The sequence below is a fragment of the Caulobacter sp. FG7 genome (assembly GCF_057808875.1).
The window spans coordinates 15,247-40,686 of sequence record NZ_JBMDIW010000032.1 but is presented as its reverse complement, the minus strand read 5'-3'; the positions used below and the strand labels follow the sequence as shown (position 1 = coordinate 40,686).

The 25,440-nt window shown below is 69.5% G+C and carries 24 protein-coding genes; 8 read left to right on the top strand and 16 right to left on the bottom strand.

Features of this window, described 5'->3' with window-relative positions:
* The first annotated feature begins 64 nt into the window (after positions 1-64).
* Both ACODR1_RS21135 and ACODR1_RS21130 read left to right on the top strand, forming a co-directional pair.
* Positions 65-1,087 (top strand): hypothetical protein, encoded by a 1,023-nt coding sequence (locus ACODR1_RS21135; protein WP_488882197.1) that lies wholly within the window; start codon positions 65-67, stop codon positions 1,085-1,087.
* Between the two features lie 79 nt (positions 1,088-1,166).
* Entirely contained in the window at positions 1,167-2,246 is a 1,080-nt protein-coding gene (locus ACODR1_RS21130; RefSeq protein WP_488882196.1) for a S1C family serine protease, read from the top strand.
* 10 nt (positions 2,247-2,256) lie between these two features.
* Here the strand turns inward: ACODR1_RS21130 and ACODR1_RS21125 are convergent, their stop codons facing one another.
* Together ACODR1_RS21125 and ACODR1_RS21120 are read right to left on the bottom strand one after the other, a co-directional pair.
* Positions 2,257-3,222: a TraB/GumN family protein gene (locus tag ACODR1_RS21125; protein ID WP_488882195.1), complete on the bottom strand. Its 966-nt coding sequence runs from the start codon at positions 3,220-3,222 to the stop codon at positions 2,257-2,259.
* A gap of 26 nt (positions 3,223-3,248) precedes the next feature.
* Positions 3,249-4,247 carry a TraB/GumN family protein gene (locus ACODR1_RS21120; protein WP_488882194.1) on the bottom strand — a complete coding sequence of 333 codons (999 nt, stop codon included), beginning with the start codon at positions 4,245-4,247 and terminating at the stop codon, positions 3,249-3,251.
* Between the two features lie 145 nt (positions 4,248-4,392).
* Here ACODR1_RS21120 and mutL point away from each other — a divergent pair, with 145 nt between their 5' ends.
* A complete protein-coding gene (mutL, locus tag ACODR1_RS21115; RefSeq protein ID WP_488882193.1) occupies positions 4,393-6,330 on the top strand; it encodes a DNA mismatch repair endonuclease MutL in 1,938 nt (645 codons plus the stop codon).
* A 146-nt stretch (positions 6,331-6,476) separates the two neighbouring features.
* On the opposite strand, the gene ACODR1_RS21110 is transcribed toward mutL, so the two are convergent.
* The 3 genes from ACODR1_RS21110 to ACODR1_RS21100 all read right to left on the bottom strand — a co-directional run bounded on the left by ACODR1_RS21110 (position 6,477) and on the right by ACODR1_RS21100 (position 9,825).
* Positions 6,477-7,673 (bottom strand): hypothetical protein, encoded by a 1,197-nt coding sequence (locus tag ACODR1_RS21110; protein WP_488882192.1) that lies wholly within the window; start codon positions 7,671-7,673, stop codon positions 6,477-6,479.
* Between the two features lie 138 nt (positions 7,674-7,811).
* Complete coding sequence (locus tag ACODR1_RS21105) at positions 7,812-9,077, bottom strand: hypothetical protein (RefSeq protein ID WP_488882191.1); 1,266 nt, start codon at positions 9,075-9,077, stop codon at positions 7,812-7,814.
* Positions 9,078-9,234: 157 nt separating this feature from the next.
* The gene (locus ACODR1_RS21100; RefSeq protein ID WP_488882190.1) at positions 9,235-9,825 is read right to left on the bottom strand and encodes a GNAT family N-acetyltransferase; all 591 of its coding nucleotides are present in this window, start codon (positions 9,823-9,825) and stop codon (positions 9,235-9,237) included.
* A 167-nt stretch (positions 9,826-9,992) separates the two neighbouring features.
* Here ACODR1_RS21100 and ACODR1_RS21095 point away from each other — a divergent pair, with 167 nt between their 5' ends.
* The gene (locus ACODR1_RS21095; RefSeq protein ID WP_488882189.1) at positions 9,993-11,297 is read left to right on the top strand and encodes an acyl-CoA dehydrogenase family protein; all 1,305 of its coding nucleotides are present in this window, start codon (positions 9,993-9,995) and stop codon (positions 11,295-11,297) included.
* Positions 11,298-11,436: 139 nt separating this feature from the next.
* Here the strand turns inward: ACODR1_RS21095 and ACODR1_RS21090 are convergent, their stop codons facing one another.
* From ACODR1_RS21090 to tipF, 6 genes are all read right to left on the bottom strand, one after another.
* Positions 11,437-12,378 (bottom strand): bifunctional riboflavin kinase/FAD synthetase, encoded by a 942-nt coding sequence (locus ACODR1_RS21090; RefSeq protein WP_488882210.1) that lies wholly within the window; start codon positions 12,376-12,378, stop codon positions 11,437-11,439.
* Positions 12,379-12,392: 14 nt separating this feature from the next.
* Complete coding sequence (locus ACODR1_RS21085) at positions 12,393-12,818, bottom strand: MaoC family dehydratase (RefSeq protein ID WP_488882209.1); 426 nt, start codon at positions 12,816-12,818, stop codon at positions 12,393-12,395.
* Between the two features lie 57 nt (positions 12,819-12,875).
* Positions 12,876-13,736: a TIGR01459 family HAD-type hydrolase gene (locus tag ACODR1_RS21080; protein WP_488882188.1), complete on the bottom strand. Its 861-nt coding sequence runs from the start codon at positions 13,734-13,736 to the stop codon at positions 12,876-12,878.
* Between the two features lie 117 nt (positions 13,737-13,853).
* Positions 13,854-14,540, bottom strand: a complete 687-nt coding sequence (locus ACODR1_RS21075) for a 2OG-Fe(II) oxygenase (RefSeq protein ID WP_488882187.1) — start codon at positions 14,538-14,540, stop codon at positions 13,854-13,856.
* Positions 14,537-15,259, bottom strand: coding sequence for a methylated-DNA--[protein]-cysteine S-methyltransferase (locus tag ACODR1_RS21070; RefSeq protein WP_488882186.1), 723 nt, complete (start codon positions 15,257-15,259; stop codon positions 14,537-14,539). Before ACODR1_RS21070 ends, ACODR1_RS21075 begins: the two co-directional genes overlap by 4 nt.
* A 134-nt stretch (positions 15,260-15,393) precedes the next feature.
* On the bottom strand, positions 15,394-16,662 hold the full coding sequence (tipF, locus tag ACODR1_RS21065; protein ID WP_488882185.1) for a flagella assembly cyclic-di-GMP phosphodiesterase TipF: 1,269 nt from the start codon (positions 16,660-16,662) through the stop codon (positions 15,394-15,396).
* Between the two features lie 198 nt (positions 16,663-16,860).
* Between tipF and ACODR1_RS21060 the strand changes: the two genes are divergently transcribed.
* From ACODR1_RS21060 to ACODR1_RS21045, 4 genes are all read left to right on the top strand, one after another.
* Positions 16,861-17,172: a FeoA family protein gene (locus tag ACODR1_RS21060; RefSeq protein ID WP_488882184.1), complete on the top strand. Its 312-nt coding sequence runs from the start codon at positions 16,861-16,863 to the stop codon at positions 17,170-17,172.
* The gene (gene feoB / locus ACODR1_RS21055) at positions 17,169-19,052 is read left to right on the top strand and encodes a ferrous iron transport protein B (RefSeq protein ID WP_488882208.1); all 1,884 of its coding nucleotides are present in this window, start codon (positions 17,169-17,171) and stop codon (positions 19,050-19,052) included. The genes ACODR1_RS21060 and feoB overlap by 4 nt, the downstream gene beginning before the upstream one ends.
* A gap of 36 nt (positions 19,053-19,088) precedes the next feature.
* Positions 19,089-19,361, top strand: coding sequence for a hypothetical protein (locus tag ACODR1_RS21050; RefSeq protein ID WP_488882183.1), 273 nt, complete (start codon positions 19,089-19,091; stop codon positions 19,359-19,361).
* Between the two features lie 111 nt (positions 19,362-19,472).
* Positions 19,473-19,859, top strand: coding sequence for a type II toxin-antitoxin system VapC family toxin (locus ACODR1_RS21045; protein ID WP_488882182.1), 387 nt, complete (start codon positions 19,473-19,475; stop codon positions 19,857-19,859).
* A gap of 10 nt (positions 19,860-19,869) precedes the next feature.
* Here the strand turns inward: ACODR1_RS21045 and ACODR1_RS21040 are convergent, their stop codons facing one another.
* The 5 genes from ACODR1_RS21040 to pheS form a co-directional block, all read right to left on the bottom strand.
* Entirely contained in the window at positions 19,870-20,748 is an 879-nt protein-coding gene (locus tag ACODR1_RS21040; RefSeq protein WP_488882181.1) for a 3-hydroxybutyryl-CoA dehydrogenase, read from the bottom strand.
* Positions 20,749-20,920: 172 nt separating this feature from the next.
* On the bottom strand, positions 20,921-21,193 hold the full coding sequence (locus tag ACODR1_RS21035) for a GNAT family N-acetyltransferase (protein WP_198574062.1): 273 nt from the start codon (positions 21,191-21,193) through the stop codon (positions 20,921-20,923).
* 155 nt (positions 21,194-21,348) lie between these two features.
* Positions 21,349-23,787 (bottom strand): phenylalanine--tRNA ligase subunit beta, encoded by a 2,439-nt coding sequence (pheT, locus tag ACODR1_RS21030; RefSeq protein WP_488882180.1) that lies wholly within the window; start codon positions 23,785-23,787, stop codon positions 21,349-21,351.
* Entirely contained in the window at positions 23,784-24,155 is a 372-nt protein-coding gene (locus tag ACODR1_RS21025; protein ID WP_488882179.1) for a hypothetical protein, read from the bottom strand. The genes pheT and ACODR1_RS21025 overlap by 4 nt, the downstream gene beginning before the upstream one ends.
* Complete coding sequence (gene pheS, locus ACODR1_RS21020) at positions 24,155-25,228, bottom strand: phenylalanine--tRNA ligase subunit alpha (RefSeq protein WP_488882178.1); 1,074 nt, start codon at positions 25,226-25,228, stop codon at positions 24,155-24,157. Before pheS ends, ACODR1_RS21025 begins: the two co-directional genes overlap by 1 nt.
* Between the last annotated feature and the right edge of the window lie 212 nt (positions 25,229-25,440).

The window sequence follows — 25,440 nt, the reverse complement described above, 5'->3', positions numbered from 1 at the left end:
GCGATTATGATCTCGGCAACCGCGTTCGCCGCCCAATACGCCCGTAGTCGGGAGGCTTTCGGGCATGGCGTGGAACAAGCATTGGATGGTGGCGGGCGCGGCGGTAGCCGTCCTGGCCATGGGCGGACTGGCGAGCGCTCGCCAGGAGCGTGAGGCGCCGGGCGTCGGCCTGGCGCAGGAGGTCGTGGCCGCAGCCAGCGCCTTCGAAACCTATACGCGGGGAGCGGGCTCGATTTCGCCGGCGGTGTTCACCAACGGCGACGGCGTGGCCAGGGCCCTGGTCGCCGGTTCGGCCTACAAGGCCGATCAGCTGGAGACCGGCATGATCGCCTACGGCGCCATCGCGGCGCTGCAGGAGCCGGCCTTCCTCGACGGCGTGCGCGAAGCGGCCCGCCAGACCTCGCGCGATGCGCTGGTCGAGCTCCTGCTGGCCTCGCCCGAGAGCGTGATCGAGATCGAGGGCGTGGGTCTTGCCGCCGCCCGGGCGCAGATGGCCCTGCAGGGCCGTGGCGCGCCCCTGGCGGTGGCCGGCAGGGCGGTCAAGCAGTCGGCCTACGACATCCAGCGCGAGACCTGGTCGAAGGGCGCGGTGGCAGACACCGCCGGGCGCCTGGCGCGGGTCAAGCAGCTGTCGGCGACCGCGTTCGCGCCTGGGCAGGAAGACGCCGGACGCCTGATCCGGGCCGCCACCGGCGCGGGCGGCGGCTTCGCCGAAGGCGGCCGCGTGTTCACCCCGGTGACGGTGCGGTCGGCGGCCCTGGCGGCCCTGGCCGTGCTCGACGCGGCGGGCGACGCCGACACGGCCCGCCTGGCGCCGGTGCTGAGCGAGAAGAAGGCCAGCTTCTGCATGAAGATCGCCAAGCTGAACCTCTACCAGTGTCTGGCCGTCGCCGGTCCGCACTACGAGGACGTCTTCTGCCTGGGCCAGCACGCGATGATCGACACCGCCCAGTGCGTCAACGACGCGGCCGGCGCCAGCCTGGCCTCGCCGGCGGTCGCGCCGCCTTCGCCGCCGCCAAGGCCGGCGGGCTTCGTGATCCCGGTGGCCAGCGTGGCCCCGTCGGCGATTGCTCAGGCTCCACGTTGAGGCGGACTTGATCGGGGCCCGCTGCCGTCGTTAACCTTCTCCCCGGCGGTGGCCGCCAGTTGCCGTCGGGGGGCGGGGGATGAAGGCGCGCAAGTACGAGCTGTTCGCGAGGGCCAGGCGGCCGCGTCCGATGCGGGCGCGCGAAATCCTGGCCTGGCCGGCCGAGGCCCAGTTCGTGTTCGACGCCGGAACGCCGCCGCCCGCGCCGCCGCGCGTCGACGAGGGCGACCTGCTGGACGCCTATTCCAACGCCGTGGTCCGCGCCGTCGAGACGGTGGGGCCCAGCGTCCTGCGCATCCACCCGATGCTGGACGACGCCAATGTCCAGGGAGTCGGCTCGGGCTTCGTGGTGGCCGAGGGCGGGGTCGTCCTGACCAACAGCCACGTGGTGCAGGGCGCGCGCCGCTTCGTGGCGGTCACCGCCGAGGGCCGCAGCCTGACGGCCCGCTGCATCGGCGATGACCCCGACACCGATCTCGCCCTGCTGAAGATCGACCAGGCCGTCGACCTGCCCGTGGTGCGGCTGGGGAACTCCAAGGCGCTTCGGCGCGGCCAGCTGGTCATCGCCATCGGCGCGCCGCTGGGGTTCGAGGCCACCGTGACCACGGGCGTCGTCTCGGCGCTCGGTCGTTCCTTGCGCGGCGAGCGCGGCCGGCTGATCGAGGACCTGATCCAGACCGACGCGGCCCTCAATCCCGGCAACAGCGGCGGCCCGCTGGTGGCCTCGAACGGCGAGGTGGTGGGTGTGGCCACCGCCGTCATCGCCGGCTATCCGGGCCTGTGCTTCGCCGTGGCGGCCAACACCGCCCGCTTCGTGATCAGCGAGCTTCTGGCCCACGGCCAGGTGCGGCGGGCCTCGATCGGCGTCGTCGCCCAGCAGGCACCGCTGCCGCCTTTGCTGGCCCGCGCGACCGGCGTCGCCCAGGGCTATGCGGTGTTCGTCGCCCAGGCCGATCCGGGCGGTCCGGCCGCCAAGGCGGGGGTGCGGGCGGGCGACCTGCTGGTCAGGGCCGGCGAGCGGCCGCTGACCGGCCTCGACGACCTGCTGCGGGCGCTCGACCACGCCTGCATCGACGTGGCCACGCCCTTCACCCTGATCCGCGAGGGACGGCTGATGACCGCGACCATCACGCCGCGCCTGAGGCGCAGGGGCGGGTAGGAGGTGGCGGCTAGCTGGCGCTGTCGGGCGTGGTCACCTTGAAGCCGCGCTCGCGCAGCTTCTGAAGCACCCCGTCCTCGGCCACCAGGCCGCGCAGCGAGAACACCGCCACCGCCTTGCCGGGGGTCTTCATCGCCTGCGACACCGCTTCGACCTGAGCGGCCGACATGCGGCGAAACTCCTCGGACATGCCGGGCAGGGCCATGACGCAGCGCTGGCCCTGGCGCGGGGCGTGGACGGCGGCGCGGACCTCACCGTTGGCCCAGGCGCGGGCGGCCCGGCGCACCGGCTCGGGGCCGGCTTCGACCTCGTCGATCACGCCCTCCAGGCAGATCAGGCCGGCCTCTTCCGAATGCTGCTTCACCAGCGTCTTGATCATCGGCATGGCCTTGTAGACGGCGGCCGGCTTCGCCTTGACCTTGTGCTTGCGGGCCAGCTTCTCGATCGCCTTTTCGGGCTCGGCGCTGGTCAGGCCGCTGCTCTTGACCGCGTAGCCCGCCAGCATCAGGCCCGTGCCCAGCGGCTTCCAGTCCTTCCAGTCGTCGTCCTTGCGGCCGGTCGCCGCCCAGGCCTTGGCCAGGCGCGGAGCGAGGTCCGGCGCGACCTGATCGAGGGGGCGGTCTGCCTTCAGCTTGCTGCGCATCGACAGCAGGGCGGGCAGGTCGGTCAGGCCCGCTCGGGCCTGGGGCGGCGTGATCAGCGCGAAGGCCCCATCCAGTCGCCGGTCGAGCACCGAGGTGTCCCAGGCCATGCCCTTGGGCACGGCGCCGGGAACGCCCAGGATGTAGACCGTGGTGTCGCCGTCGCTGACCTTCCACCAGGCCGGGCCGGGCAGCTTGGCGTTGACCACCAGTTCCTCGACCACATTGGCCTCGGGGTCGTCGATCACCAGGCTGTCCGGCGGCGCCTGGGCGTGGGTGGAAGAGGCGGTGGCCAAGGCCGTGAGCGCGGCTATGGCCGCCAGGCGCCTACGCATGATGTTTCCCCCTGATCGGCGCCGGATCATTCGTCCGGCGTCGTGACTTTGAACCCCTTGGCCCGCAATTGGTCGAGGACGCCGTCCCGCGCCAGCAGCGAACGCAGTTCGATGACGGCGACCGCCTTTCCGGGCTTTTTCAGGGCGGCCTCGATGGCCTTGACCGCATCGTCGCGGCCCTCGCGCAGTTCGCGGGCGATGGAAGGCGTGGAGTCCAGGCAGCGCTGGAAGCCGCGATCGGCCGCGACCACGTCTCGCACCTGGCCCTCGGCCCAGCGTCGGGCGGTGGTTTGGATGCTGCCTTCGCCGTTTTCGGCCTGGCGCAGGCCCGCGTCGAGGCACAGCGTCTGCAACGGCTGAGGCGCGGTCGCCAAGGCCTTGATGGCGTCGACCAGGCTGTAGCCCGGAAGGTTCTGGATACGGGGACGCTTGGCCAGGTCCCGGCTCCTGGCGATGTCGCGGATGCGGTCGGTGACGCCGCCCACGCTGATCGAGACCTTGCCGTCCTCGGCGTTGGCGACCAGGAAGCCGGCGAAGGCGGGCTTGGTGTCGTCCAACGCTTCGGGCTTATGCTTCATGGCCTGCAATCGCGCCTCGAGGTGGGCGCGCAGCTCTGGTGAGAGAGTCTGGCGCATCGGCTTGTCGGACACGAACAGTTTGCGGCCGCCCGTGGCCAGGGCGATCACGCGTATGATGCTGACGTCGGCCTCCTGTCCCATGATCAGCACGTTGGCCCCGTCCAGGCGACGACGCAGCACCGACTCGTCGGCCCTGGTCTTGGTGGGAACCATGGCCGGCACGCCCAGGACGTAGACGGTGGTGTCGCCGTCGCTGACCTTCCACCAGGCGGGGCCCGGCAGGCGGGCGTTGACCACCAGTTCCTCGACCAGGTTCTCGTTGGGGTCGATCCGCTGCAACTCGATCGGCCCGGAGGCGTCGACCGCCTGCTGGGCCATGGCGGGACCGACGGCGGTCGCCAGCAGGAAAGAGGCGAGTGCGAGGGTAGGGGCGACGCGGCGGATCACTATCTCTCGTCCTCGGCGGGTCTGGAATCGTTCTAGGATGACGGGTCGCCGCAAGCTGAACCGTTCTCAACCGGGGCGGTCAAATTAAGTCGCCGCAATGCAGGGCTCGCCCGCGCTGCCCGGCTGCGCTGAAAGTCCGATTTCGATGCCGATCCGCCGCCTGCCGCCCGAGACCGTCAACCGCATCGCCGCAGGCGAGGTGGTCGAGCGGCCCGCGAGCGCCATCAAGGAACTGGTCGACAACGCCATCGACGCCGGCGCCACCCGCATCGAGGTCGAGGCCCATGGCGGCGGCCTGACCCGCATCATGGTCGCCGACGACGGCTGCGGCATGAGCGCCGAGGAACTGCCGGTGGCCATCGAGCGCCACGCCACCTCCAAGCTGGCCCCCGACGACGAGGGCCTGTGGGACCTCTTGCGCATCCACACCATGGGCTTCCGGGGCGAGGCCCTGCCGTCGATCGGCTCGGTGGCGCGCCTTCAGATCAGCTCGCGAGCCAAGGGCCAGCGCGAGGCCTGGTCGATCCTGGTCGAAGGCGGCCGCGTCGACGACGTCGCCCCCGCCGCCTTCGCAGGCGACAACGGCACGCGCATCGAGGTGCGTGACCTGTTCTACGCCACGCCCGCCCGCCTGAAGTTCATGAAGTCCGAGCGCGCCGAGGCCCAGGCGATCACCGAGGAACTGAAGCGCCAGGCCATGGCCCACGAGTCGGTGGGCTTCTCGCTCGACATCGACGGCCGCCGCATCCTGCGCCTGCCGCCCGAGCATCCGGGGCCGCAGGGACGCCTGGCGCGCCTGGCCGCGGTGCTGGGGCGCGACTTCCAGGACAATGCGCTCGAGATCGACCAGGTCCGCGACGGCGTGCGGCTGTCGGGCTTCGCGGGGCTGCCGACCTACAACCGCGGCAACGCCGCCCACCAGTACCTGTTCGTCAACGACCGTCCCGTGCGCGACCGCCTGCTGCAAGGCGCGCTGCGGGCGGCCTATGCCGATTTCCTGGCGCGCGACCGCCACCCCAGCGCGGCGCTCTATGTCACGCTCGACCCGACCGAAGTCGACATCAACGTGCACCCCGCCAAAGCCGAAGTGCGCTTCCGCGATCCGTCGCTGGTGCGCGGCCTGATTGTCGGCGCCCTGCGCCACGCCCTGGCCGGGGCCGGCCACCGCGCCTCGACAACCACGGCGGCCCAGGCGCTGGACAGCATCCGCCCGCAGAGCGTGTTTCCCGGCTATCAGCCGGGACCCAGTCCGGCCGGCTTCTCGGCCTGGCGCGAGGGCGGCTGGACGCCGCCGACCCAGCGGCCGATGAACCTGCCTGGCCTGTCGGATGTCTCGGCCCGCCACGAGGCGCGGCCGGAGGAAGCCTACCAGACGCTCGGCGGGGGTTTGGGCGGCGTCGCCGACGCCGTGCGCGAGGCGGCCTATGGCGACTACGACGCGCCGCCGTCGATTACCTATCCGGGTCAGGATCAGGCGCCGGCCCAGCCCTTCGATCCGATCGACTTCCCGCTGGGCGCGGCCCGGGCCCAGGTGCACGAGACCTACATCGTCTCGCAGACCCGCGACGGTGTCGTGATCGTCGACCAGCACGCCGCCCACGAGCGCCTCGTCTACGAGCGCATGAAGCACGAGATGGAGGCCGGGGGCGTCGCCCGCCAGGCCCTGCTGCTGCCCGAGGTGGTCGAACTGGATCCGGCCGAGGCCGAGCGGGTGGTGGCCCGCGCCGAGGAGCTGTCGGCCCTGGGTCTCGTCCTGGAAAGCTTCGGTCCCGGCGCGGTGCTGGTGCGCGAGACGCCGGCGCTGCTGGGCAAGGCCGATGCGGCGGGCCTGGTGCGCGACATCGCCGACGACCTGGCCGAGAACGGCCAGGCCCTGGCCCTGAAGGAGCGACTGGAAGAGGTCTGTTCGACCATGGCCTGCCACGGCAGCGTCCGCGCCGGCCGGCGCCTGGCCGCCGCCGAGATGAACGCCCTGCTGCGCGAGATGGAGGCCACGCCCCACTCGGGCCAGTGCAACCACGGCCGCCCCACCTATGTGGAGCTGAAGCTTTCCGACATCGAGAAGCTGTTCGGGCGGCGCTGACAGATCCTCCCCCTGAAGGGGGAGGTGGCCCGAAGGGCCGGAGGGGGAAGTCCCCTCAGAGGTCGATGAAGTCGCAGGCGGGAGCCGTCACGTCCCCCTCCGTCGGCTTCGCCGCCACCTCCCCCTTCAGGGGGAGGATCTGTGGGTCAGGCCGCGGCCTCGGCCGTCCAGCCGTAGAGCGGCAGCTGGCCCTTGGCGTAGGGCGCGACGCTGACCGGCGTTTCCAGCAGGTCGGTCACCATCGGGCCGCTGATGAACGGCGCGCCCTGGTCGAGGGCGGCGAGCAGTTCGCGCGGGCTGCGCAGGTCGCTGACGCCCTGCCAGACCTGGCGGCGGCGATAGGCCGGGGCGTCCTTCAGGAAGCGGCTGATGGCGGCGATGCGGCTGGCCTCGACCTCGCCCTCGGGGGTGAAGGTGACGCTGGCGGCCAGGCCCGGGGCCAGGTCGTCGACCTTGAAGGCCGGGTCGCTGATGCGCAGGTCCACGCGGCTGAAATAGGGATCCAGGAACGCCTTCATCTGGCCCAGAGCCACGAAGGAGGGGGCGCGCGGCACGCCGTAGACGCCCGCGGCCAGCCGGCCGCGCAGGTCGCGGGGCAGGGTGCGCAGGCAGGCCTCGAGTTCGGCGCGCAGCGAGGGCTTCAGCGCCGAGGAGAAGCCGATCGGCAGGTAGGTGACCCCCGAATTGGGGCCGATGGCGGCGATGGCGGCCTTGAGGATCGCCAGGTCGTGCTGCTGGCGCTGGCCGTCGACATAGATCTCGTAAGGACGCCCCGCGAGCCCGGCTTCGCGCCAGACCCCGACATTGCCGACGAACAGTTCGCGGCCGACGTGATAGACGCCGCGCCAGGCCACGCGGGCCGGCGGCGGGCGCGGGCACAGCCGCGCCAGGGCCTCCATGGTCGGCACGCCGGCGATCGGCCCGCCGAAGGGCATGACCGAGCGCACGTCGCGCGGAGTGATGCGGCAGACCCGCCCGGCCAACGAGGCGTCCTCCTCGCCTGCCAGCAGCAGCGACAGCTGGCGGGGCGGTAGGCCGGCGAAGCGCATGACCTCGTGCTGGTCGCCCTCGAACATCAGCATGACGATCTCGCCGTCGTCGTCGTCTCCGAACAGCTTGTGTTGCAACGCCCGGGCCAGGGCCTGCAGTTCGCGGGCGTCCAGGCGCGTAGCGCGCGGATCGGCCAGCACGAACGAGAACGGCGCGACCAGGCCGTGGCGGCGCGGGGCCAGCCACGCACGCTTCAGATAGTCGCCGGCGACCTTGGCGATCAGGGCTGCGTTACGCTCGGTCTCGACGGGGTCTTCGCCGACGAAGACCTTCAGGCAGGCGATGGCGGTCATGCCGCCTAGGTTGCGCGATGGTGGTTATCACGCGTTATAGGTCGGCTGCGACCCAGCGTCGCGAACGCTGGTTTCTGAGGGCGTGGCAGCCGAAAGTGTCGGCGGCTTCGGCGTTCGCCACGCGTCAGAATGAAGCCGCTAGGCCGCCTGGAGCGGCAGGGCGTCGGCCGGATTGGCGCCCAGGGCCGGCGGCTTGTCGAGCAGGGCGCTGACGGCCAGGCCGGTGACGTAGGCGAGCCCCGCGGCGCGGCAGGCGTCCAGTTCCTTGGCGTTGCGCACGCCCAGCACGCCCTGGTGCACGCCCTTGGCGCGATAGACCGACTGGCGCGAGGCGAAGAGGGCGATGGCCTTGATCCGCTCGGCGTCGGGCTCGTCGCGCAGCTCCAGGGTGATGCTGGAGGCGATGTCGCCCGGCAGGGTGTTCACCGGGAAGTTCGGGTCGGAGATGCAGAGGTCGATATAGGCGAACGAGCCCTGCAGAAAGGCGCGGATCTGCTGCAGCAGGCCCATCGAGGGCTCGCGCGGGGTGTCGTAGATGGTGGCGCCCAGGCGCGGCTGCAGGTCCAGAGGATAGCGCGACAGGCGGCGCTTGTAGGCCTCCTGCGAGGCCGGGGTCGTCAGGTTCCAGAAGCTGAGCGGCAGGAAGAGGGCGCCTTCGCCGGTCTTCACCGTCGGGAAGCCGAACTGAGCGTCGTTGAGGCCGGTCAGGTCGCGGGCCAGGAGCTCGCCGTCCTCTTCCGGTCGCGGGGCGGACAGGTCGGCCCTGTGGCCCAGGACCGCGCCGACGACGCTCTCGGTGGGCAGGTGGTAGATCGCGCGCCAGCCGGTGGTCAGCGGCGCGGCCGACTTGGGCGGCGGGACGGCGGCGACCGGACGGGCCGGTGCGGCGGGCTTGGTCGCCGCCGGCCTGGCCTTGGGCGGCGTCTCGATCGGCGCGGTGGTCGCGGCCGGCCTGGCCTGCGGCGCGGGCGCGGCTTCCGGCGGAGCGCTGGGGACGGCGCGAATCTCTTCGGCGGTGATCACCTGCACGTGGCCCGGAGCGCCGGAATAGCCGCGACCGGCCATCAGCCCGGCCAGTTCGCCCTGCGACAGGCTGGCGAATTGCAGCACGGCGTTCTCGTCGCCCTCGAAGGTCATCAGGCAGACCTGGCCGCTCTTGCGACCGGGGAACAGCGAGGTTTCCAGCTCGACGGCCAGGGCCTGCATCTCTTCCGGATCGAGACGCTCGGCCTTGGTGTCGGCCAGCACGAAGGCCAGGGGCGCGACCACGCCGTAGCGGCGCGGGTGCTTCCAGCGATGCTTGAGATAGAGGTCGGCGGCCGCCTCGACATGGGCGGGGGGAACGCTGGCGCCCGCCGTCTCCGCGGCGGTGAGCAGGATACGCAGGCAGGCAATGGCCGTCATGGCCGGTAATTTGACCGCCAATGCTTGGCGAAATCCTTACGAGAGAAGGATAACGGCGGTTTTTTATGTATTGCTCAGGTATAGGTGCGGCAGGGTGTCGCAATCGCTTTCGCCTATGGCGCTTGCGACACCGCGGTTTTCCCGGTCGCCGCGAGCTTTAGACGAAGTCTTCGCTGAGGCGGAACTCCAGGCGCTGCTTGACGCCCGGCCAGTCGAAATCGGTGATCGAGAACACGGCCGTGTCGCGGACGTGGCCGGTCCAGGTGATCTTGTGGCTGCGCAGCACGCCTTCCTTGCTGGCGCCTAGCTTCTCGACGGCGGCCTGGCTGCGGGCGTTGCGCACGTCGATCATGAACTCGACCCGGATGACGCCGGCGTCGAAGGCGTGGCCCAGCAGGAGGCGCTTGGATTCGGGGTTCACCGGGCCCGAGCGGGCGTCGGGATGCAGGAAGGTCGAGCCGATCTCCAGGCCCTTGTGCAGGCGGCGGATGTTCAGATAGCTCGAGGTGCCGACGATCTTGCCGTCCGACTTGCGGCGGATCGCGAAGCCGACGCGCTCGCCCCGGTCGCTTTCGCCCAGCAGCGCGCCCCACCAGTCCTCGAAGCCCTCGCCGCAACCGTTGACCGACATGATCTCCCAGCTGTCGGGATCGCAGTCGATGGCGCCGCGCAGCTCGTCGCGCAGGTCGGGGGTGATCGGTTCCAGCCGGACGTAGCGGCCTTCGAGGGGCTTGATGGTCAGGTTCATGACCGGTGTTTTCCGCTAGGAGCGGGCGGCTGGCAAGCCGTCTGGCGACCATGTGGGCGCAAGACGACGCGAACGTTCAAACCGGCCGCAACGCCCGCTTGCCGCGCCCGTCAACTCGGTGCTACACATGCTTCAAACAAGTGTTTGAACCAGGGATCGGGAACGCCATGGACTTCGACATCTCTCCTCGCCAGCGGGAATTCCTCGACCGGGTGAACGGCTTCATCGACGCGCACGTGCGTCCGGCCGTTCCCGTCTACGAAGCCGAGATGGACGTTCCCGCCGACCAGCGTTGGAAGGTCGTCCAGGTGCTGGAGGAGCTGAAGCAGAAGGCCAGGGCCGAAGGGCTGTGGAACTTCTTCATGCCGCCCCACAGCGGCCAGACCCATGTCGACGACACGTTCCAGTTCGAGGGCGTGCAGCTGACCAACCTCGAATACAGCCTGATCGCCGAACAGCTGGGCAAGATCGGCTTCGCGTCGGAGGTCTTCAACTGCTCGGCGCCCGACACCGGCAACATGGAAGTGCTGATGCGCTACGGCACGCTGGCGCAGAAGGAACGCTGGCTGCGGCCGCTGATGAACGGCCAGATCCGCTCGGCCTTCCTGATGACCGAGCCGGCGGTGGCCAGCTCCGACGCCACCAACATCGAGACCCGCATCGAGCGTGACGGCGACGACTACGTCATCAACGGCCGCAAGTGGTGGTCGTCGGGCGTGGGCGATCCGCGCTGCAAGGTCGCCATCGTCATGGGCAAGACCGACCCGACCGCTTCCACCCACCAGCAGCAGAGCCAGATCCTGGTGCCGATGGATGCGCCGGGAATCGAGGTGGTGCGCATGCTGCCGGTGTTCGGCTTCGACGACGCTCCGCACGGCCACGCCGAGGTGATCCTGAAAGACGTCCGCGTGCCGGTCGAGGACGGGTTGATCCTGGGCGAGGGCCGCGGCTTCGAGATCGCCCAGGGGCGCCTTGGTCCCGGCCGCATCCACCACTGCATGCGCACCATCGGCGCCGCGGAAGTGGCGCTGGAGAAGATGGTCAAGCGCCTGATGACCCGTAAGGCCTTCGGAAAATACATCTCCGAGCACTCGGTGTGGGAGCAGCGCATCGCCGAGGCCCGCATCGACATCGAGATGTGCCGTCTGCTGTGCCTCAAGGCCGCCGACATGATGGACAAGGCCGGCAACAAGGCCGCCCGTCTCGAGATCGCGATGATCAAGGTCGCCGCCCCGCGCATCGCCCTGAAGGTGATCGACGACGCCATCCAGGCCCACGGCGGCGGCGGCGTCACCACCGACTACGGCCTGGCCAAGCTCTATGCCGGCATCCGCACCCTGCGCCTGGCCGACGGCCCCGACGAGGTGCACTGCCGCACCATCGCCCGGATGGAGTACGCCAAGTACGGCGATCTGGCCTTCAAGCAGAAGGCGGAGCGCGAGGCCGCCCTGCACGTGCCGGGGATCAGGTAGCGTCGGGGGAAGGCCCCCTCAGTCGCTCCGCGACAGCTCCCCCAGAGGGGGAGCATCTGTTCCGCCAAATCCTCCCCCTCTGGGGGAGGTGGCCCAGAGGGCCGGAGGGGGAGGTCGCCGTGAGGCGGCCTTCTCTGTTTTAAAACTGCGGAGCCACGATCGCTCGCGCCTGGGTCTCGTCGCAGCGGATCTGGTCGATCATCAGCTCGATGCTGTCGAATTTGAGCTCGGGACGCAGGAAGGCGATCAGCTGGGTTTCGATGACCTGGCCGTAGAGGTCCTCGTCGAAGTCGAACAGCCAGGTCTCCAGCCGGGTCTCGACCTCGCCCGTGGTCGGGTTGTTGCCGAGGTTGGCGACGCCCGGGATCACCCGGCCGTCGGGCAGGCGGGTGCGGGTGGCGTAGACGCCGAGTTTGGGCACCACGTAGTCGACGATCTCGACATTGGCGGTGGGAAAGCCCAGTTGGCGGCCCAGCTGCTGGCCGCGGCGCACCACGCCCTCAATGGCGAAGGGGCGGCCCAGGATCCGGGCGGCTTCCTCCGGGTGGCCGGCGCGCAGCGCCTCGCGCACGCCGGTGGACGAGAACTTCTCACCGTCGCGATTGGCCACGGGCTCGGCGACCGAGACCGAGAAGCCCAACTCCTCGCCATAGGCCTTCATCGCCTGCGGGCTGCCGGTGCGGCCCTTGCCGAACGAGATGTCGAAGCCGACGGCCACGTGGCGGATCCCCAGGCCCTGGTGCAGGACGCGCTCGGCAAAGGCGCGGTCGTCCAGCGTGGCCATTTCGAAGTCGAACGGCAGCAGGTAGAGGAAGTCGACGCCCAGATCGCTCAGCAGGCGGGCCTGCTGCTCGATGGTCATCAGCCGAAAGGCCGGCTCGGTGGGGCGGAACAGACGCCGGGGATGCGGGTCGAAGGTGACCACGCCCAGCGGGACCTTCAGCTCGCGCGCCGCCTTGGCGGCCTCGGCGATCACCTGCTGGTGGCCGCGATGGACGCCGTCGAAATTGCCCAGGGCGACAGCCGCGCCCTTCTCTTCGGGCGGCACGTCCTTCCAGCCGTGGACGATCTTCAGGCGCACGCGCTGATCCATGCTCAGGCGCCCTTCTTCGGAACCAGGACCACGGCCTCGCCGTCGACCACGGCCTTCTTGCCGACGATGCAGGTGGTCGACAGGGTCACGCGGCCCTTGGCCTCGTCGATGGCGGTGACGGTGACCTTGACCACCACCGTGTCGCCGATGCGCACCGGCCGCTTGAAGTTCAGCGACTGCGAAAGATAGACCGCGCCTGGGCCGGGCAGGGTGGTGCCCAGCGCCGCCGAGATGTAGCCGGCCGACAGCATGCCGTGGGCGATGCGCTCGCCGAAGCTGGTCGTGGCGGCGTAGTCGGCGTCGAGGTGGACGGGGTTGGTGTCGCCCGTGACGTCGGCGAAGGCCTGGATGTCGGCTTCGCCGACCGTGCGGCTGAACTCGGCGGCCTGGCCGACGCTCAAGTCCTCGAGAAAGAGACCCTGCATGATCCCCGATCCTGCGTTCTTATGATTGTCGTTGGGGTTTTGTAGCGCGCCGGGCGGTCTTCACCAGACCAGATCGGCGATGGCGTGGGTCGCGCCGACGCTTTCGGCGGCCAGCAGCTTGGCCACCGCCTCGGGCGCCAGCAGGCCGTCGGGGCCCAGGGCCTTGTCGCCATGGATGCCCTTGGCGACGAACAGGCAGGCCAGCTTCTGGTTCTCGGCGCCCAGGACGTCGGTGATGATCCCGTCGCCGATGCACAGCACGCGCGAGCGATCCACCGGACCGCCCTTCAGGCGCTCGGCTTCGGCGAGGGCGAGGTCGTAGATCGCCGCGAACGGTTTGCCGGCCATCACCACCTTGCCGCCCAGCTCTTCATAGAGGTCGGCCAGGGCGCCGGCGCAGAAGATCAGCTTGTCGCCGCGCTGCACCACGCGGTCGGGATTGGCGCAGATGAACAGCAGGCCGCGATCGGCGGCCACCTTCAGGCGGTCGCGATAATCCTCGGGGGTTTCGGTCTCGTCGTCATAGAGGCCCGAGCACAGGATGAAGTCGGCGTCCTCGCAGCCGGCGAGCGTCAGGTCGAGGCCGGCCCACAGCGGCGCGTCGCGCTCGGGGCCGATCTTCCAGACCTTCTCGCCCGCACGAGGCGTCAGCAGCGAGCGGGTGGCGTCGCCGCTGGTGACGAAGGCGCTCCAGGCCTCGCGCTGGACCTTCAGGCCGTCCAGCTGGGACAGCACGTCCTGCGAGGGGCGGGGGGCGTTGGAGATCAGCACCACCGGCCCGTGGTCCTTGTTGAACCGCTCCAGCGCCTCGCAGGCCTCGGGGAAGTTGCGAACCCCGTTGTGGATGACGCCCCAGACGTCGCAAAGCACCACGTCATAGCGGTCGGTGAGGGCGGAGAGGCCAGCGGGAAAGTCGATCATGGATTGGGCGGGTACCGGTCATAGGCGGGAGCGTCAATGGCGTCGCGCCGGCCATCCCGCAGGACCGCGCGCCCGCTCATATGGTGTGCGGGCGCGATCCAGCAACGGGTTCGCACCTCACGTCGCGTCGTGGAAGATGACGCCCAGCGTCCGCCGGGTTCCGCTGCGCACCTCGCTGACGCCATGGCGCAGGATGCGGCGATGGACGCCGCGCGATCCTTCGGCCGGCCGTTCGCGCACGGCGAAGATCACGCCCTCGCCCTGGGCCAGGGGCACGACCTGGGCGGCCGACTGCTGGCGGGGGCGCTGTTCGACGATGACGAACTCGCCGCCTTCGAAGTCGCGCCCCGGCTGGTCGAGCAGAAACGCGGCCTGTAGTGGAAACACATGCTCGCCGTAGAGGTCCTGGTGCAGGCAGTTGTAGTCGCCGGGACCGTAGGTCAGCAGCAGGGGCGTCGGCCGCGCCTGGCCGGCGGCGTGGCAGCGCTCCAGCATGCCGTCCAGCGCCTCCGGGAAGCGCTGCTCCTCGCCCAGCCGCGCCATCCAGCCGTTGGCGATCTGGGCCAGCGGCGGATAGAGCGCGGCGCGCAGTCGCTGGACCGCCTCGGGCAGGGGGTAGGCGAAGTACCTGTATTCGCCGCGCCCGAAGCCGTGGCGTGCCATGACCACCCGACTGCGGAACGGCGCGTCCTCGGCATAGAGGCCCGCCGTCCTGGCGCAGGTGTCCGGTGTCAGGACCGGGCCGGTCAGGGCCCAGCCCCGGGCGTCGAGCTCGGCGGCGATGCGCGTCCAGTCCAGGTTCAAGCGGCGCGCTCCCGCTCCAGCAGCGCGCGCTTGCGCTCCATGCCCCAGCGATAGCCGGAAAGGCCGCCGTCCGAGCGCACCACGCGGTGGCAGGGCGTCAGCACGGCCAGCGGGTTGGCGCCGCAGGCCTGGGCCACGGCGCGCACGGCTTCTGGCCGGCCGATGGCGTGGGCGACCTGGGCGTAGGAGGCGGTGGTTCCGACGGGGATGTCGCGCAACGCTCCCCAGACGGCGCGTTGCAGCTCGGTGCCGCGTTCGTCGAGCGCGAGGCCGGCGCCCGCGCCGCTTTCGATCGCCGTGGTCAGGGCGGCCAGGGCCGCGGCGGCGCTGTCGTCATCCTCGACCAGCCGGGCGCGGGGGAAGCGGGTGGCCAGGTCCTCGACCATCGTCGCGCGGTCGTCGCCAAGGATCAGCAGGGTCAGGCCCGCCTCGGAATTCGCAGCCAGGGCCAGGCCCAGCGGCGTGTCGCCGAAGCCGTAAGCCAGGGTCTCGATCGGCTCGTCGGGGCGGCAGCGCAGGCAGGCGCGCAGGCCGGCGGCGCGGGCGGCCTCCCGGGTCTCGTAGAAGGCGACGTTGTGGCGCAGCGGCCGGCCCGCGCAGCTGGGGCGGCAATAGACGCCCGTGGTGCGCACGCCGCAGAAGAAGGCGCCGTCGGCGGCGCGGTCGCGACGCTCGATGGCGGCCCATCGGTCATCGTCGGTCAGGTAGATGGGAGTCATGTCGGTCTCCTTTCGGATCTGCCGACAGGATCGCGCCGTCGCCGCCGCGCGTCATTCCGATGCTTGCGGTCAAACGAAAACCGCCGCCGAGGCGGAGCCCCGGCGGCGGTCGAAGTTCGAAATTGAAAGGCGGTCTACCAGTTGGCGGCGCGGCGGCGCAGCGGGGCCTGGACGAAGTCGGCCGGCGGATCGGTCTCGGCCAGGACGGCGTCGCGGATGGCGCGCGGCTCGCCGAACAGGTGGCCCTGGCCGTAGCCGATGTCGAGATCGAGGATCTCGGCGATCTGGCGCTCGCCCTCGACCTTCTCGGCGATCACCTCGACGCCGTAGCGGCGCATCAGGGCGGCGAAGTCGGCGGCGTTGAGGTCGGGCAGGGAGCTCAGCACCAGCTTGCCGTCCTGCTCTTCCAGCTGGTCGAGGATCAGCTGGGCGCCGACCTTGACGTACTTGACGTCGGCGCGAGCCAGATCCTGGAAGTCGAGATCCAGGTCCACGACCTTGTCTAGGCTGAACTGGAAGCCGAGGCTGGCGAGGCGGGCCATGTGGCGGGCCTCGACCGGGCCGCGCTGGTTGAAGGCGGTCTGGCCCAGTTCGAAGATCAGCGAGCCGGCCAGGTCCTTGTTGCCCTGCAGGAACTCGAGGAACTGCGGGAAGAAGGTTTCGTCGGCCAGGCTGGCCAGCGAGATGTTGCAGAAGATGCCGACCTTGCGGTCCTGCTTGGCCAGGCGCCGCACGATCTGCACGCAGCGGAACAGCAGCAGGTTGTCGACCGCCGTCATCAGGCCCTCGGGCTCGGCCACGGCCAGGTACTCGGCCGGCATCATCACACGGCCGGTCTCGTCGCGCAGGCGCGAGAAGCTTTCGTAGAAGACGGTGCGGCGCTGGGGCAGGCTGACGACCGGCTGCAGGTATAGGTCGACGCGGTTTTCGGCGAGCGCGTCCTGAACGGCTTCCAGCACGGCGTTGACCGGGGCGGCGGCGCCGCGGCCGCGGGCGTCGTGGCGGGCGGCCGCGACCTGGTGGGTCAGCTGGCTTTCCAGACGCTCGCTCATGCGCTGCATCAGGTCTTCGAGCTGGTGGACCTCGCTGGTCAGCTCGGCCGAGCGCTTCTCGGCGTCCTCGGCGACGCTCTCGACCAGGCTGGTCATGCGCGCGTCGATCTTCTCGATCTGCTCGACCAGGATGCCATGGGCTTCGCGCACGGTCTCGATGTCCAGCTTCAGCTGGGCGCTGTCGAACATGCCGCCGATGATGCTGTGGAACGCAAAGCACAGTCCCAGCGACCCGATGAAGGCCGACAGGCCGACAGCCGGGGTCGCCCCCATGCGCCACAGCAGCAGGGAGACGATAAGAGCCAGGCAAAGATAGGCGCCGGTCAGCAGAGCCAGCTTGAGCCTTCGCATTTCGGGTCCCTACGAATCGCTTGCAAAAATTAATGCAACCTGTGCGGCCTTGAGTCGAATAGATTAACGCTGCTGGGCCATTACGCCGCGCCATGTCTGTTAATTTTTCCGCGACCGGCGTTCTAAGGGGGCATCTTTCATCGACAGTGGCGGTTGGGGCTGATAATCGTTCGCAACTTTTCGCCGCGAGGCCCAAGAATGTCCGACGCCGTCCTCACCGCCGATGACGCCCTTGCTTCCGACGCGCCGACCCGCGCCCTGAGCACGGCCGCGCGCGGCGAGACGGGCGTGATCGTCGCGGTGCGCGGCGACACCGGCGCGGCCGAGGCCGTGGCGTCCGACGAGCTGGAGCGCCGCTTGCTCGAGATGGGCTTCGTCGAAGGCGCGCGCATCGAGATCCTGCAGGAAGGCCTCTTCGGCCGTGACCCCATCGCCGTGCGGGTGGACGACACCCGCGTTGCCCTGCGCCGCCGCGAGGCGCGCGCCGTGACCGTTCAGTTCGACGGATAGACGCTTTGACCGACACCGCTATCCGGCCCGCGCGCATCGCGCTGGTCGGCAATCCGAATTCCGGCAAGACCGCGCTGTTCAACGCCCTGACCGGGGCCCGCCAGAAGGTCGCCAACTACGCCGGCGTCACCGTCGAACGCAAGGAAGGCCAGCTGGTCACGCCGGGCGGCCGGACGATCCGCGTCCTCGACCTGCCGGGCACCTATTCCCTGCGCGCCCGCAGCCCCGACGAAGTGGTCACCCGCGACGCAGTGCTCGGCCGCCTGTCGGGCGAGACTGCGCCGGACGTGCTGGTCTGCGTGGCCGACGCCACCAACCTGCGCCTGGTGCTGCGCCTGGTGCTGGAGCTGAAGCAGGTGGGGCGGCCGTTCGTGCTGGCCCTCAACATGTTCGACATCGCCCAGCGGCAGGGCCTGCGCATCGATCTGGAGCAGCTGTCGCGCGAGATCGGCGCGCCGATCGTCACCACGGTGGCGACCCGCAAGCGCGGCCTGGACGAGTTGCTCACCCAGGTCGACACCCTGACGCTGACCCACTCGAACGCCGGCGACAACACCTGGCGCGAGCCGAGCGCGGCCGAGATCCGCGCGGCGCACGCTGAGGCCCAGCGCATCTATCGCGACTGCGTGCGCCCGCCCGAGCGCCCCGACACCCTCACGGGCAAGATCGACGCGGTGCTGCTGCACCCCGTGGCCGGCCTGCTGATCCTGGCGGCCCTGATGTTCACCGTCTTCCAGTCGGTGTTCGCCTGGGCGACCGTGCCGGCCGACGCCATCGACGCCGGCTTCGCGGCCCTTGCGGGGCTGGTCTCCGAGCATCTGCCCGAGGGCCTGCTGGCCAGCTTCATCGCCGACGGCCTGATCGCCGGCGTGGGCAGCGTGCTGGTGTTCCTGCCGCAGATCCTGGTGCTGTTTTTCTTCATCCTGATCCTGGAAGACAGCGGCTACATGACCCGCGCGGCCTTCCTGCTGGACAAGCTTATGGGCGTGGCCGGCCTGCACGGTCGGGCGTTCATCCCGCTGCTGTCGAGCTTCGCCTGCGCCATCCCGGGGATCATGTCGACGCGGGTGATCGACAACAAGCGCGACCGCCTGACCACCATCCTGATCGCGCCGCTGATGACCTGTTCGGCGCGCCTGCCGGTCTACACCCTGATTATCGGCGCCTTCGTGCCGCGCGAGAAGGTGGCGGGCGTCTTCAACCTGCAAGGCCTTGTGATGTTCGGCCTGTTCGCGACCGGCATCGTCTTCGCCCTGCTGGTCTCGGCCATCATCCGCCGCATCTTCTGGCGCGGCGCGGCCGAGCCGCTGATGATGGAGCTGCCGACCTATCGCTGGCCCGAGCCGCGCAACGTGGCGCTGAACCTCTGGACCCGCGCCAAGATCTTCATGAACCGCGCGGGCCGCATCATCCTGCCGCTGATGGTGCTGGTCTGGGTGCTGTCGACCTTCCCCTATCCGCCGGAAGGCGCGACGGGGCCGGCCATCGACTACAGCATCGCCGGCCGCGTGGGTAAGTTCATCGCGCCGGTCATGGAGCCCATCGGCTTCAACTGGCAGATGACGGTCGCCCTGATCCCCGGCATGGCCGCCCGCGAAGTGGCCGTGGCGGTGCTGGGCACGGTCTATGCCGTCGGCGGCGACGCCGACTCTCACGACGCGCTCAGCACCCTGCTGTCGCAGCAGTGGTCGCTGGCCACCGCTCTGGCCTTCCTGGCCTGGTACGTCTTCGCGCCGCAGTGCATGCCCACCCTGGGCGTGGTCAAGCGCGAGACCAACAGCTGGATCTGGCCGACGGTGATGTTCGTCTACATGGTCGGCCTGGCCTATCTGGCGGCCTTCGTCGTCTATCACACGGCCGTGGCGCTCGGGGCGGGGTGAGTCGTCGGACGGGCGAGGCCGTGTTAGGCTTCACCCATGACGATCCAGTTCGACATCGCCAAGCTAAACAGCCTCGACGAACTCCTGGCCGTGATTGACGCGGGCGAAGACATGACGCTTGTCCGCGATGGCAAGATCATCGCTACGGTGAATGTCGAGAAGAAGCCGGAAGGGCTTGATGGGCCCAAGGCGCAGCGCCGGCTGGGGGCTTGGGAACACCTCAAGCTGGATCTCCCGGATGATCTTTTCATCGGCCCGGATCCTGAAATCGAGGCCCTGATGGACGCCCCGATAATTCCTCGCACATAGCGAAGCTCAGACACGCCAGTTCGATCCTGCGCGGTTCTCGCGAAGTCCCGCGTATCCGTGGGACTTGGATGGGCCTGTTTGATAGCTTTCGGCCCGACTTAGGGGGCTGAAATGCGTTTGCTGATCGATACCCACGTCCTGATCTGGAGCCTGACTGATCAGGCGAAGCTTTCGCCCGCAGTGGCTGGGGCGATGCTCGACCTGAACAACGAGATTTTTGTCAGCGCGGTGTCGATGTACGAGGTTCACTACAAGCGACTGAGGGCGCGTGGAGCGTCCCTCGAACGCATGCCGGTTGATCTTGAAAAGGTGGTGCAGGATCAGGGGCTGTCCTGGCTGCCGATCCTCCCGGGTGATTGCGCTGCCGCGGCCGCGTTACCCGATCATCATCGTGATCCGTGGGATCGCATCCTAGTCGCGCAGGCGAACAGGGGCGACCTCCTCCTGGCCACCGTGGACGAGGCGGTACGCGCCTACGACGTCCCGATCCTCTGGTAGCCGACGCGCCTCAGCGCGTCGGGACCGGAACCTCGCCACGGTAGTCATAGAAACCGCGGCCAGTCTTTTTGCCAAGCCACCCGGCCTCGACATACTTCACCAGCAGCGGGCAGGGGCGGTACTTGCTGTCGGCGAGGCCCTCGTAGAGCACGTTCATGATGCTCAGCACGGTGTCCAGGCCGATGAAGTCGCCCAGTTCCAGCGGGCCCATCGGATGGTTGGCGCCCAGCTTCATGGCGGTGTCGATGGCCTCGACGGTGCCGACGCCTTCGTACAGCGTGTAGATCGCCTCGTTGATCATCGGCACCAGCACGCGGTTGACGATGAAGGCGGGGAAGTCTTCGGCGTTGCTGGTGATCTTGCCCAGCGACTTGGCGAAGGCCACGGCCGTTTCGTAGGTCGGCACGTCCGTGGCGATGCCGCGGATGATCTCGACCAGCTTCATCAGCGGCACGGGGTTCATGAAGTGCAGGCCGATGAACCGCTCGGGGCGGTCGGTGGTCGAGGCCAGGCGGGTGATCGAGATCGACGAAGTGTTCGAAGCCAGCAGCGTTTCGGGCTTCAGGTGCGGCTGGATGCTGCGGAAGATGGCCTTCTTGACCTCTTCGTTTTCGGTGGCCGCCTCGATGGCCAGGTCTGTCTGGCCGATGGCCTCGACGTTCTCGGCGGCGGAGATCCGCGCCAGGGCGGCGTCGGCCGCGTCCTGGTCGATGATGTTGCGGCTCACCTGGCGGGCGAGGTTCTTGCCGATCAGCGCGATGCCGGCGTCGATACGCTCGCGCGAAACGTCGTGCAGGCGGACGTCGTAGCCGCCCAGCGCGCAGACATGGGCGATGCCCGAACCCATCTGGCCAGCGCCGATCACGCCGACCGTCTTGATATCAACCATGAAAATCCAAGCCTTCGCTCACGGTCGCACGGGCTCCCGGCAGGGCGCGCTGGACCGTCACGAAAGTTCTAGCACGAGTAGCCGCACGCTCGACAAGGCTTTGCTGCGTTGCAAACGTTCACGGGGCGCCAGTTTGGGCGGCGATCTGAAACTATCCGCCTGGCGAGGCCGCTCAGGCGATCAGTTCGGGGTCGTTTCGCCGCAGCCAGGCGGCGGCGTAGGAGCACAGCGGGGTGATCCGCATGCCCTCGGCCCGGGCCACCTCGGCGACCTTGACCATCAGGCGACCGGCCGCCCCCGTGCCGCGCAGGGCGGGATCGGCCTCCACGTGCGGGATGACCAGGCGATGGCCGCTGCGCTGGTAGTCGGCGAAGGCGATCAGGCCGTCGACCTCCAGTTCGTAGCGGCTCTTGGCGGGGTTGTGGCTGAAGAGATCGTCGCTCATGGGGCCTGAAACGCGAAAGGGGCGAAGGTGGATGCAGCGCAGCATCACCTTCGCCCCTCACATGGGCCTTTGGCATTTTCACTCAAGAGCGTGGCGGGCGCCGAAACCGGCATCCACTTTCGGCTGCCACGCTCTGTAGGCTTGAAGGATCAAGCCTAGGCGCGCAGCTTGCCGCCCGCCTTCTCGACCGCGGCGACGACCTTGGCCGACAGGGCCTCGATCTCGGCGTCGGTCAGGGTGGCGTCGCGCGGCTGGACCAGGACCTCGATGGCCACCGACTTGGAGCCTTCCGGCACGCCGGGGCCCTCGTAGACGTCGAAGACCCGAGCTGAGGCGATCAGGGCCTTGTCGGCGCCGATCGCGGCCTTGACCAGATCGCCGGCCGCCTTGGCCTTGTCGGCCACGAAGGCGAAGTCGCGGGTCAGCGGCATCAGGGCCGACGGCGTGAACGCCGCCTTGGTCTTGACGGCCTTCTTCTTCGGCTCGGGGATCGCCTCGAGGACGATCTCGAAGCCGTAGACCGGGCCGGCCACGTCCAGCGCCTTCAGCACCGCCGGGTGCAGTTCGCCGAACTCGGCGACGACGGCCTTGGGGCCCAGCTGCAGGCGAGCCGAGCGGCCGGGGTGCCACCAGGACGAGGCCGAGCCTTGTGCGGTCTGCAGCGAGGCGACCGGCGCGCCGATCTCCTCCAGCAGGTTCATCAGATCCGTTTTGATCGTGAACACGTCCTCGGCTGGGCGCTTGTCCCAGGCGCGCGGCGGGCGCGGGGCCAGGATGCCGGCGACCACCGTGCGCTGGTCCTTGGGACCATCGCCCAGGAACACCGGACCGACCTCAAACAGGGCGACGTCGGCGAAGCCGTGGCGGGCGTTGCGGCCGGCCGCCTCGATCAGGTTGGGCAGCACCGAGGGGCGCATGCAGTCCAGTTCAGAGGCGATCGGATTGGCCAGCACCAGCTCGGCGGCGCCGCCGCCGAACAGCTGGGCGGTGGCGCGGCTGGTGAAGCTCCAGGTCACGGCCTCGGCGTAGCCGGCCGCCGCCAGGGCGCGGCGAGCGGTGCGGGCGCGGGCCTGGCGGGCGGTCAGCACGCCGCCGACGGCGCGCGGAACTTCCGGCAGGGGCGTGGAGGGCAGGGCGCCGAAGCCGGCGATGCGGGCCACTTCTTCGACCAGGTCGGCCTTGCCGTGCACGTCGCGACGGAAGGTCGGCGGCGTCACGCAGACCACGCTCTCGGCATGGGTGGCGAACTCGGCGACCGGCACGTCCTTGGGCGGCTCGATCTTGAAGCCCAGGGCCTGCAGGATCGACAGGCTCTTCTCGGGCGCGATGTCCAGGCCCGACAGGCCCTGCACATAGGCCGGGTCGAACAGGATCGGACCGGGCGCGGCCGGAGCCTCGCCGGCCACGAACACGTCGGAGGCCTCGCCGCCGCACAGCTCCAGGATCAGCTTCGTGCCCAGCTCCAGGCCCGGAACCACCGAGCCGGTGTCGACCGTGCGGGCGAAGCGGTACTGGGCGTCGCTGTTGATGCCGGTGTCGCGGCCGGTCTGGGCGATGCGGATCGGCTCGAACCAGGCGCTTTCCAGGAACACGTCGACGGTGGCTTCCGAGCAGCCGGTGCTTTCGCCGCCCATGACGCCGCCGATGCCGATCGGGCGCTCGCCGTCGGCGTCGGCGATGACGCTCATGGCCGGGGTCAGCTCGTAGGTCTTGCCGTCGAGCGCGATCAGGTGCTCGTCGCCATGAACGCCGTGATGGCCGAAGCGCGCCACGATCTTCGAGCCCGACAGCAGGGCCGCGTCATAGACGTGCAGCGGCCGGGCGCGGTCGTAGGAGACGTAGTTGGTGATGTCGACCAGGGCCGACTTCGGATTGATGCCGATGGCCTTCAGGCGGTCCTGCAGCCACTTGGGCGAGGGGCCGTTCTTGACGCCCTTGATCAGGCGGCCGGAGAACACCGGGCAGGCCTCGCCGTCCACCGCGACCGTGATCGGGCAGGGGAAGGTTCCCGGAACCGGGGCGATCGACAGGTCCTTGAGCCTGCCCAGGCCAGCGGCGGCGAGGTCGCGGGCGATGCCGGCGACGCCCAGCCAGTCGGGGCGGTTGGGGGTGACTTCGAAGTCGATGACGGCTTCGAGGCCCAACGCCACGGCGGCGGGCACGCCCACCGCCAGGTCGTTCGACAGTTCCAGGATGCCTTCCGAACCGTCGTCGGCTTCCAGCTCCGAGCCCGAGCACAGCATGCCGTTGGAGACGACGCCGCGCACCGGCTTCTCGACCAGGGTGACGCCCAGGCCCGGCACATAGGCGCCGATCGGGGCGTAGATGGTGGTCAGGCCGACGCGGGCGTTCGGGGCGCCGCAGACGATTTCCTTGCGGCCGTCGATCGTGTCGACCTGGCAGACGCGCAGGCGGTCGGCGTTCGGGTGCTGAACGGCCTCGACGATCTTGGCGACGCTGAAGGCGGCCAGCTTGGCGGCCGGGTCGGTGACGTGCTCGACCTCGAGGCCGGCCATGGTCATGGCGGCGACCACCTCGGCGGCGGTCGCTTCGGTGTCGAGGTGATCCTTGAGCCAGGAAAGGGTGAACTTCATTGCGTGGTTTCCAACGCCAGGATCTGCTGCAGGAAGGGTTCGGGGCCGGTGAAGCCGACCGCGAAGAACTGGCAGCCGATGAAGGCGCAATCCTTGAAGGGGAGGGCGCCGATGACTTTCTCACCGGCCGGGCGCATCACGAGGTTGGCGACATTTCCGCCGTGGAAGCCGAAGTTGGTCGAGTCGAAGGTCACGCCGTCGAGCACCAGCATCACCACCGGCCCGTGCAGGCGGCAGTTCTTGAAGGTGCGGCCGCTGACCATGTTCACGCCGCCCTGGAGCTGGGCGCGGAACAGGTCGATCAGCGAGATCTCCAGGTTCTCGAAGACCTTGGCCGAACCGTCGATGGTCGGACGCGGAGCGTTCATCACGACAGCCCCGAGGCCGGGTTCGGCGCGGCGAAGCCCGAGAAGCCGTAGTGGGCCAGCCAGCGGCTGTCCGAGGCGAACATGTCGCGCAGGTCCGGCATGCCGTACTTCAGCATCCCCAGGCGATCGACGCCCATGCCGAAGGCGAAGCCCTGGTACTCGTCCGGATCGATGCCGCAGGCGCGCAGCACGTTCGGGTGGACCATGCCGCAGCCCAGGATCTCAAGCCAACTGGAGCCCTGGCCGATCTTGATCTCGCCGCCCGAGCGGTCGCACTGCACGTCCATCTCGGCCGAGGGCTCGGTGAACGGGAAGTGATGCGGGCGGAACTGGGTCGTCACCGCGTCGGTCTCGAAGAACCGGGCGATGAAGGTCTCCAGGGTCCACTTCAGGTGGCCCATGTGGATGCCCTTGTCGATCACCAGGCCCTCGACCTGGTGGAACATCGGCGTGTGGGTGGCGTCGCTGTCGCAGCGATAGGTGCGGCCCGGCGCGATGATGCGGATCGGCGGCTTCTGCGAGACCATGGTGCGCACCTGCACGGGGCTGGTGTGCGTGCGCAGCAGCATGCGTTCGCCCGTTTCCTTCGGTTCGAAGAAGAAGGTGTCGTGCATTTCGCGGGCCGGGTGCTTCTCGGGGAAGTTCAGGGCCGTGAAGTTGTGGAAGTCGTCCTCGATGTCCGGACCTTCGGCGACGGCGAAGCCCATGTCGGCGAAGATCGAAACCATCTCGTCCATGACCTGCATGGTCGGATGGACCGATCCCTTGCGGCGATAGGGGCCGGGCAGGGTGAGGTCGAGGGTCTCGCGGGCGAGGCGCGCGTCGAGCTCGGCGGTTTCCAGCGAAGCCTTCTTCTCGGTGATGGCCGCCTGCACGCGGTCGCGCAGGGCGTTGATCGCCGCGCCGCGTTCCTTGCGCTCGTCGGGGCTCATCGCGCCCAGGGTCTTGAGCAGGCCCGAGATCGAGCCGGTCTTGCCGACGGCGGCCACGCGGACGGCGTCGAGCGCTGAAAGGTCGGCCGCGCCGGCCACCTGGGCCAGGACGTCGGATTCGAGGGTGTTGAGATCGGTCATGACGGGCATCCGTCTAGAGGATTTGCGGCCGGGGGGCGACCCCCTCAGTCGCCTTCGGCGACAGCTCCCCCAGAGGGGGAGCATCTTGGTGGTGCGGACCCCAATCCTCCCCCTCTGGGGGAGGTGGCCCAGAGGGCCGGAGGGGGCCGCCGACAGGCGGACAGCAAAAAGCCCTCCGGCTCGCGCCGAAGGGCTTTTCAAAGGATAGGTGA

Bases quoted from the DNA above. Each gene is read 5' to 3' on its own strand.
- ACODR1_RS21040 (WP_488882181.1), bottom strand. From the start codon at position 20,748: ATGGTTGATATCAAGACGGTCGGCGTGATCGGCGCTGGCCAGATGGGT.
- ACODR1_RS21045 (WP_488882182.1), top strand. From the start codon at position 19,473: ATGCGTTTGCTGATCGATACCCACGTCCTGATCTGGAGCCTGACTGAT.
- ACODR1_RS21125 (WP_488882195.1), bottom strand. From the start codon at position 3,222: ATGCGTAGGCGCCTGGCGGCCATAGCCGCGCTCACGGCCTTGGCCACC.
- ACODR1_RS21025 (WP_488882179.1), bottom strand. From the start codon at position 24,155: ATGAACGCTCCGCGTCCGACCATCGACGGTTCGGCCAAGGTCTTCGAG.
- pheT (WP_488882180.1), bottom strand. From the start codon at position 23,787: ATGAAGTTCACCCTTTCCTGGCTCAAGGATCACCTCGACACCGAAGCG.
- ACODR1_RS21100 (WP_488882190.1), bottom strand. From the start codon at position 9,825: ATGAACCTGACCATCAAGCCCCTCGAAGGCCGCTACGTCCGGCTGGAA.
- ACODR1_RS21070 (WP_488882186.1), bottom strand. From the start codon at position 15,259: ATGACTCCCATCTACCTGACCGACGATGACCGATGGGCCGCCATCGAG.
- pheS (WP_488882178.1), bottom strand. From the start codon at position 25,228: ATGACCGATCTCAACACCCTCGAATCCGACGTCCTGGCCCAGGTGGCC.
- ACODR1_RS21060 (WP_488882184.1), top strand. From the start codon at position 16,861: ATGTCCGACGCCGTCCTCACCGCCGATGACGCCCTTGCTTCCGACGCG.
- ACODR1_RS21080 (WP_488882188.1), bottom strand. From the start codon at position 13,736: ATGATCGACTTTCCCGCTGGCCTCTCCGCCCTCACCGACCGCTATGAC.
- ACODR1_RS21050 (WP_488882183.1), top strand. From the start codon at position 19,089: ATGACGATCCAGTTCGACATCGCCAAGCTAAACAGCCTCGACGAACTC.
- tipF (WP_488882185.1), bottom strand. From the start codon at position 16,662: ATGCGAAGGCTCAAGCTGGCTCTGCTGACCGGCGCCTATCTTTGCCTG.
- ACODR1_RS21095 (WP_488882189.1), top strand. From the start codon at position 9,993: ATGGACTTCGACATCTCTCCTCGCCAGCGGGAATTCCTCGACCGGGTG.
- ACODR1_RS21105 (WP_488882191.1), bottom strand. From the start codon at position 9,077: ATGACGGCCATTGCCTGCCTGCGTATCCTGCTCACCGCCGCGGAGACG.
- mutL (WP_488882193.1), top strand. From the start codon at position 4,393: ATGCCGATCCGCCGCCTGCCGCCCGAGACCGTCAACCGCATCGCCGCA.
- ACODR1_RS21130 (WP_488882196.1), top strand. From the start codon at position 1,167: ATGAAGGCGCGCAAGTACGAGCTGTTCGCGAGGGCCAGGCGGCCGCGT.
- ACODR1_RS21110 (WP_488882192.1), bottom strand. From the start codon at position 7,673: ATGACCGCCATCGCCTGCCTGAAGGTCTTCGTCGGCGAAGACCCCGTC.
- ACODR1_RS21135 (WP_488882197.1), top strand. From the start codon at position 65: ATGGCGTGGAACAAGCATTGGATGGTGGCGGGCGCGGCGGTAGCCGTC.
- ACODR1_RS21035 (WP_198574062.1), bottom strand. From the start codon at position 21,193: ATGAGCGACGATCTCTTCAGCCACAACCCCGCCAAGAGCCGCTACGAA.